This window comes from Lacticaseibacillus sp. 22 (genome assembly GCF_055413445.1).
In genome coordinates this window covers 1-6846 of record NZ_JBVAYD010000048.1, presented here as the reverse complement: position 1 = coordinate 6846, position 6846 = coordinate 1, and the positions used below count along the sequence as shown (strand labels likewise).

The 6846-nt window shown below is 42.9% G+C and carries 5 protein-coding genes and 1 pseudogene; 4 read left to right on the top strand and 2 right to left on the bottom strand.

What is annotated here, in order from left to right; translation table 11 throughout:
- The first annotated feature begins 176 nt into the window (after positions 1 to 176).
- Complete coding sequence (gene pbp4 / locus ACWP87_RS13475; protein WP_014569046.1) at positions 177 to 2165, top strand: penicillin-binding protein PBP4(5); 1989 nt, start codon at positions 177 to 179, stop codon at positions 2163 to 2165.
- Positions 2166 to 2468: 303 nt separating this feature from the next.
- Here the strand turns inward: pbp4 and ACWP87_RS13470 are convergent, their stop codons facing one another.
- Positions 2469 to 2780 (bottom strand): hypothetical protein, encoded by a 312-nt coding sequence (locus ACWP87_RS13470; RefSeq protein WP_014569045.1) that lies wholly within the window; start codon positions 2778 to 2780, stop codon positions 2469 to 2471.
- A gap of 668 nt (positions 2781 to 3448) precedes the next feature.
- On the opposite strand from ACWP87_RS13470, the gene ACWP87_RS13465 reads away from it, so the two are divergent.
- Positions 3449 to 4264, top strand: coding sequence for a DUF2785 domain-containing protein (locus ACWP87_RS13465; protein ID WP_014569044.1), 816 nt, complete (start codon positions 3449 to 3451; stop codon positions 4262 to 4264).
- A gap of 166 nt (positions 4265 to 4430) precedes the next feature.
- On the opposite strand, the gene ACWP87_RS13460 is transcribed toward ACWP87_RS13465, so the two are convergent.
- Positions 4431 to 4637 (bottom strand): hypothetical protein, encoded by a 207-nt coding sequence (locus ACWP87_RS13460; protein ID WP_015764836.1) that lies wholly within the window; start codon positions 4635 to 4637, stop codon positions 4431 to 4433.
- Between the two features lie 1659 nt (positions 4638 to 6296).
- On the opposite strand from ACWP87_RS13460, the gene ACWP87_RS13455 reads away from it, so the two are divergent.
- Entirely contained in the window at positions 6297 to 6524 is a 228-nt protein-coding gene (locus ACWP87_RS13455; RefSeq protein ID WP_029944105.1) for a hypothetical protein, read from the top strand.
- 136 nt (positions 6525 to 6660) lie between these two features.
- Positions 6661 to 6846 (top strand): annotated as a pseudogene (locus tag ACWP87_RS13450) (rhomboid family intramembrane serine protease); the annotation flags it as partial.

Genomic DNA, 6846 nt, shown 5'->3' with positions numbered 1-6846 from the left:
ATAGTCTTCATAAAGAGGCGCTTCATGTTGCATGGTGGCCTTTTTCCTGTAAGCAACCTCATTGCCAATCACCTTCACCCCCTGCGCCTATATTTCCCCGGTTTCTTCCCCTCACCCAGAAGCGTAGAATGGCGTTATACATGGAGAAGCGTAAAAACTAGAAATGGGGAACAGACATGAAGAAATCGACGCGCACCATCCTGATTAGTGTGGTCGCAGCAATTGTCGTCATTGTGGGTGGCTTCGGTGCCTTTCACTGGTACCAAGGCAAAGCTGAAGGCGACCAGGTTAAGGCCACGGCTCAAGCCTACACGAAAGCTTTTGCCAACCGTCAATATGAAAAAGCCGTTAAACAAGTCGACACCAGCCATCTCAAAGGTCCGGGCTGGCAATATACCGCCAAGACGCTGGCTGAACGCAATCAGGCCGTTTTCGACCGGATCGGCGCCAGCAACATCAAAATCACGGATCTGAAAACAACTAATTCTAAAGACGGTACCTATCAACTCACTTTTACCGCCAATATGAACACCAAAATCGGCAAGCTCCCGGCACAGCATTACACCGCGCCGATCGTTAAAGTCGGCGACAACTGGCGCATTCGCTGGACGCCAAGCCTGCTGTTTCCACAAATGGATGGCAAGGACACGGTTCAGATTAGTTTGACCGCTGCCACGCGCGGGAAAATTCTCGATCGTAATGGCCAGGCGCTCGCCACCAACGGCAATGTCACCCAAGCCGGCCTGGTTCCTGGCAAACTGGGTACCGGCGATGAACGGACCGCTAATCTAGAAAAAATCGCGACCGCCTGGGATGTGAAAACCTCGAGTCTTGAAACGCTCCTCAAGCAATCCTGGGTCACCGATGATACATTTGTGCCGGTCAAGATCGTCACCGACTCCCCTGCATTAACCGGTGCAGCTTACCAAACAATCGGTTCACGTACTTATCCGTTGGGCGAGGCTGCTGCTCAACTCGTGGGATACGTTGGTACGGCAACCGCCGATGACCTTAAAAAGCATCCGTCACTGACTGCCAACAGCAAAATCGGTAAAGCCGGTTTGGAACAAATCTATGACCATTACTTGCGCGGTACGGATGGCGGCACGATCGCGATTCGCAACGGCAGCAACAGCCATCCCTTACTAGACACCAAAGCAATTGCCGGCAAGAACCTGAAGCTGACAATTGACGCCAACAAGCAAAAAACCGCCTATACCCAACTAGCAGGCAAAAGTGGCAGTGTGGTCACCATGGATCCAACCAACGGCGAACTTTTAACTTTAGCAAGTTCGCCAAGCTACGATCCCAATGCCTTCGTGAACGGCATCAGCCAAACCAACTATGACAAATACGCCAACAACACCGAGCTGCCATTCCTCAGCCGGTTCACCCAACGATACGCACCGGGTTCCACTTTTAAAATGCTAACGGCTGCGATTGCCCTGCAAAACAAAACCATCACCCCTGACACAACCAAATCTATTTCCGGTCTCAAATGGCAAAAAGATAGTTCGTGGGGCGACTACAAAGTGACCCGCACCGTTGACGCCAGCCCGGAAAACATGACCCAGGCCTTGGTTAACTCCGACAACATCTGGTTTGCTCAAGTAGCACTGAAAATGGGCGCCTCTGCTTACCTCAAAGGTCTGGAGCCCCTTTTCAAAACCCAAGCCAACTTACCTTTAACCATGAAAAAAGCCCAAATCTCCAACAATGGCAAGCTCGCCTCCGAAACGCTTTTGGCCGACACCGCTTATGGTCAAGGGCAGCTGCTGCTATCGCCAATTGAACAGGCGGCGATGTACAGTGCCATCGCCAATGACGGCACCATGCAGCAGCCAACCTTGATTCAAGCTGCAAAGGGCAAACGTACCAGCGTGCTCCAAAGCAATGCTGCCAAAACGGTCAAAACTGCTTTGACCCACGTTGTCTCCGATCAAGCCGGCACCGCCCATGACCTCGCCATCGACGGCCACACCATCGCCGCCAAAACCGGCACGGCCGAACTCAAGCAGAAACAGGACACAGACGGCAAGGAAAATGGTTTCTTAGTCGCCATGGATGCTGACAAGAACACCTACCTCACCGTCGCCCTCATCGAAGGCACCGGCAGCGGGGATGTCGTGACGGCAATGAAGCCTTTTGTGGCTAGTTTGTACTAAGTTAATTGTCACTTCTGAAGATACGCCAATCTCACATATTCCGGTGAAATTGACGTATTTTTTGACCCGCTATCTTGCTTAATCATTTCTTGTATGCCAAGAAGGTTCGCACAAAAAAGCCATTCTTTCGGGTACCTTTAACCAATTGATCCTAACATGTGATTTGTTAGTCTCTTAAAATTACCACACAAAATTATTCTCCGAGCAGCACGACTTATTATGAGTAGATTCGTATGTGCGAAAGAGGATAAGGCTATATTTACGACATGTTATGCCTAATTGGCAATGCTTTGTTCAAAGTCGCTAAAAAAGGATCCAATCTGCTGCTGTTTGGAATTTGTTTTCAATATCTTGCGCTTTGCCTTCTAGGTCAAAAAGGAGCGTCCGCTGTTCTAGCGTAAGATTATAATCATGCTCTAACATTTCATCTCTGATAAAACGACTTATCGGACGTACTTGTGCTGAAATATCGATTGCTGCTGTTTTGTTACTAGCAAGTTTACCGATCGCTTGTTTTATTTTTAAGACAACCTTTTGGGATATTCCATCTGGTTGCTTCTCAAAAAGATGTTGTAATTCCAGCATTTTAGCAATAATGACTTGTTTTTCATTCATTTTGAATCACCCCTTGAGCAAAAGAATATCATCATAACCAGTGTTATGAAAACTTTTTCTTTTATTTATGTTAAAAATAGAGCATTCAGCATAGTATAATGTTAGCTCTATCAAAAAACTCTTTAGGGGATGAATTATTTGGGAAAAGACAGCTTGGCAGTTCTGGATATAGTGGAATTGGAGCAGATCTCTGGCGGTGACTCTTATAACCCGGGAACTTTAAACTGGGTCAACGGAATGGGCAAAGGCACTCCTCATCAACACGGGCCACGAACCCATTTCGATGATAAATTTGAAAAATGCTTGAACAATTCATGGACAAGAAACCGCGGCCCATATAATTGCTTCCAGTAATTTTCCTGTGATCAATCGGTTACAAAGCAAAAAGCTCAAGAGTAAATCTAGACACTTGCTCTTGAGCTTTTTGCTGTCTTAACTTTACGACTATTTTTGTGCTGCATCTAAACTGCCACAAGAATTTGACCCAATTTTGATGTCCTTCAAAAGAATTGCTTGAAGTATGTTCTTTCTCACATCTTAATTCTACCGAAAGTTTGACCGAGTTGAAAACGATTAACTTCAAGTGATACAAGGGCTGCATGAGTCCAAAAAATTATAATGTCTTATAAGTTTAAAAAGGACTCACCATCGAAAAGGAGATGACTCTCATGTACCAAGAACTTGTCACCCTGAGCCTGGCAAAAGATCCATTGCGCTTCACGAATAACCAGTGTATTTGGCTACTAGATCATGTTGGTGACCCCAATAGTAAGATTCGCGATCAACTTGTTTATAGTTTGTTCGCGCGTGGCTTCCAAACACCGGGTTTTACCAAACATCAGAAGAAACTATTAGCCGATTTGGCAACTCAAAGAGCGCAATTATTTGATGGCATTGACAATCCGCAGAGTGATAAAGTCTTTACGCGCACATTCACGGCTTTATTAGGCGCTCTCTTTCTGGATACAGATGCTCGTGAACCTTTTTTAACGATCAAGCAACGGAATACGTGGTTAGATTGGGCTATCAACTACCTTCGTTTGGAACAGGACTGGCGTGGCTTTATTCCTGAAAAAGGCTGGGCACATGCCGTTGCACATGGTAGTGACTTGGCAAGTGCTGCAGTTGCACACCCCAAAGTAATCCCCGCCCAAATCAAACAGGCCTTAGCGATTATTCCCAACATTTTAAGCTGGCAAAAAACGCCCTTCCTCGATGATGAAGAAGAACGTCTTGCTACAATCATTCAAACTGCCAGCCGCAGTCCCCAAGTTCAGTTAAAGCAAATAACGAGTGTTCTCGCAAAAACTGATCAACAACGCTGGGCAGACTACGATCAGAATCCGTCAAACTTAAGCGCCTATTATCGACTGTCCGCATGGAAAAGGATCTTAACATCTCTATACTTCATTGCCCCACCACTTCGGCCAGAGGTGTTGCCAAGCATTGAAAGATACTTTCGAAAGATGGGGTACACTGAATGATAGTTGGCGCTTCATATAGGTGACCTTAATGTCTGGTTGCCAGTCTTGGACAATTCTTGATCAGTTTAATTAATGGCCACTTGTTAAAGATTATGCGACGCTTGATTAAGCGCGAGCGGTAATACATTAATCATTCCGATTACATCCATCAGAAACTGTCAAGCAACTATAATTTAACCCCTTTTTTACCTGCAGTAACTTTAATTGAGATGTCGTCTGCAACTTTATAGGTAATAAAGAGGCCTATCACCCAAATATAGCTGGCAACATTTGGATCTATGTGGGTTGCTAGCTCTGTTACTTTGCAACCAATGGCAGCAATAACACCAAATATCAATACTCTTTTAATGCTTATAAGTCTAAGCCATTTCATAGCACATACCCTTTTAACTAGTAACAATTCCTGTCAACTTTACTCGAAGCAAGGTTAGTAACTCGCTATCCTATACTCAACATAGTTATAGCCGGCAGTTAGGTTGGTCGTGTCTGCCTCTGTAACAACATAAATTCCTCGCAAATGATTTTTTCTTTTTTGTTTCAATAAAATTACGTTTCATCATCAACGGTTCTTTCAAAAGCTCTAGTTTCAACAATAATTTTAAATCCGGCTCGCTGATATTTAAATTTAAAGATGACTAAAACGATCAAATGTGATACAGTTCGTTTAAGTTGAGGAAATCAGTATAACAACACAATAGCCGCCTCCCCTGTCCGGGAAGCGGCTATTTTTTTCTCCCGGCTAGCGCGATCTATAAATAAGAACACGGATTTTCTTGATAATAGAGCTACCTCACCGAATAGGGACAGCTGGCACATCATTCTGTTTCACCTTTTTTGACTTTTTCTGCATAATGCCAAATTTCAAACAGAAGTTGATAATAATTTCTCACAAGGTAATCCGGGTTCCACACCGCGTATCAACCCAAGGAGTCAAATGTCAAATTCTCTCTACTTGGTTTGATTGCATTTCTAAGAATAATTCTTTCAATCCTTCGTTGCGCATCCACTGGATCACGCGTTGCGACCCGATAAAGGAATGTTAACCCGCCGATTGAATCTTTTCGTTGTTGCTTAGTGATCCACATAATAATGACCTCTTTTGTACCTCGATACAAAATCTAAACCCAAACACCTCAATGACGCTTAGCATGTCAAGTAATCCCTGCATATATAGGAAATGAACTGTTGCCACGCGCGACAACATGTAGTCGCTCAATCCATTAAAAATCCTGATCTGTTAAAGATTAATGTCTGGGTATTCAACTATCGACAAGGCGTTCAAATTAATTACACCCAAAGTGATCACTGCGTACAGTACTTACATACGGTTTTTAATGCGTTTAATCATTACTAATGTATTTGATTATTTTTTCTTAAAGTGTTGTGGAAAATTGATTTGTGCCATTTACTGTTGTGTATTCTAATTTAGTGAGTCCCGTAAACAATCACCTTCGGAAAGGAAGATATTCAATGCTCGAAAAACTGGTAAACAATGTCTTACAGTTAGATTCAAATTCTCTCACCAAAGTCAGGGGCGGAAATATCATTCCGTATCGTGGAGATTTAAACCAAACGTTATATGAACAAACGCCAATCTATAGGATGACTCATAAATACAAATTACCAATCGTCCATCCAATCAAACAGAATTTTTAAACTTCTAATTGATATAGAACACAAGCGAAGGACAACAATTCAAATATTCAAGAACATCTTGGTGGGAATTGCCCGTTCAGTCAATTTATCTAAAAGCCAATATGGCTCGATTTTCCACATAAGGGTTTTTGTGTGTCTATGACCACGCTTTACTTTCCTAACAATCCGTATGGCATCGTCAAAAGTTTATATTTTCTTTTTTGGCCTAAAACAATTATATATAATGTTAGTTTATTGCGTTTTTAATACTTACTAAGCGTTTTGCTACAGAAAATTGATTTTTTATTGACTACTTGACTTTGTTGCGATATATTAACGCTACACTCATGAGTTTAACATCGTAATGTCACTATTGTCGCAAGCATGGAGGAATAGCATGAATAAAGTTAATATGATTAAGTTCGAAAGCATCACTACGATCTCAGATGAGACTCTTCAGACCACAATTGGTGGCGATCACATACCCAACAGTGGTGGTGGTGGTGCTTTGCCTATTGGTAGAAACATTTTTACTCCTGCAGACCTTCCGGGCCCAAATGGTTCGCCATATTACGGATCTTCAAATCAATACCGTAATGCTGGCCGGCATTGGGCAAGAAACTAGTTTTTGATTGGAGAGTTATGATCAAACAAAACTAGGCCTATAGGTAACAAAGAAGGCGGAACAGATCAAGTCCGCCTTTTTGAATACTTATATTTGTAGACATGAATCCGACTCGAAAGAAAGAGGTTAGATATCCATGATACAGAACTTGAAAAGATCGAATCTTTTATCAATAGGTTTAGCAGCTAAGGGCACCTCCGTCATCTGTTGTATATTAGTTTCTTGCTACTTTTTGTTTTCAATTTTAACCAATACGTTTATGGTTCCTGCATCCAACTTTGTGGGAAATATACCTTCAGTTTTAAGAGGTGAATTTTCCTAT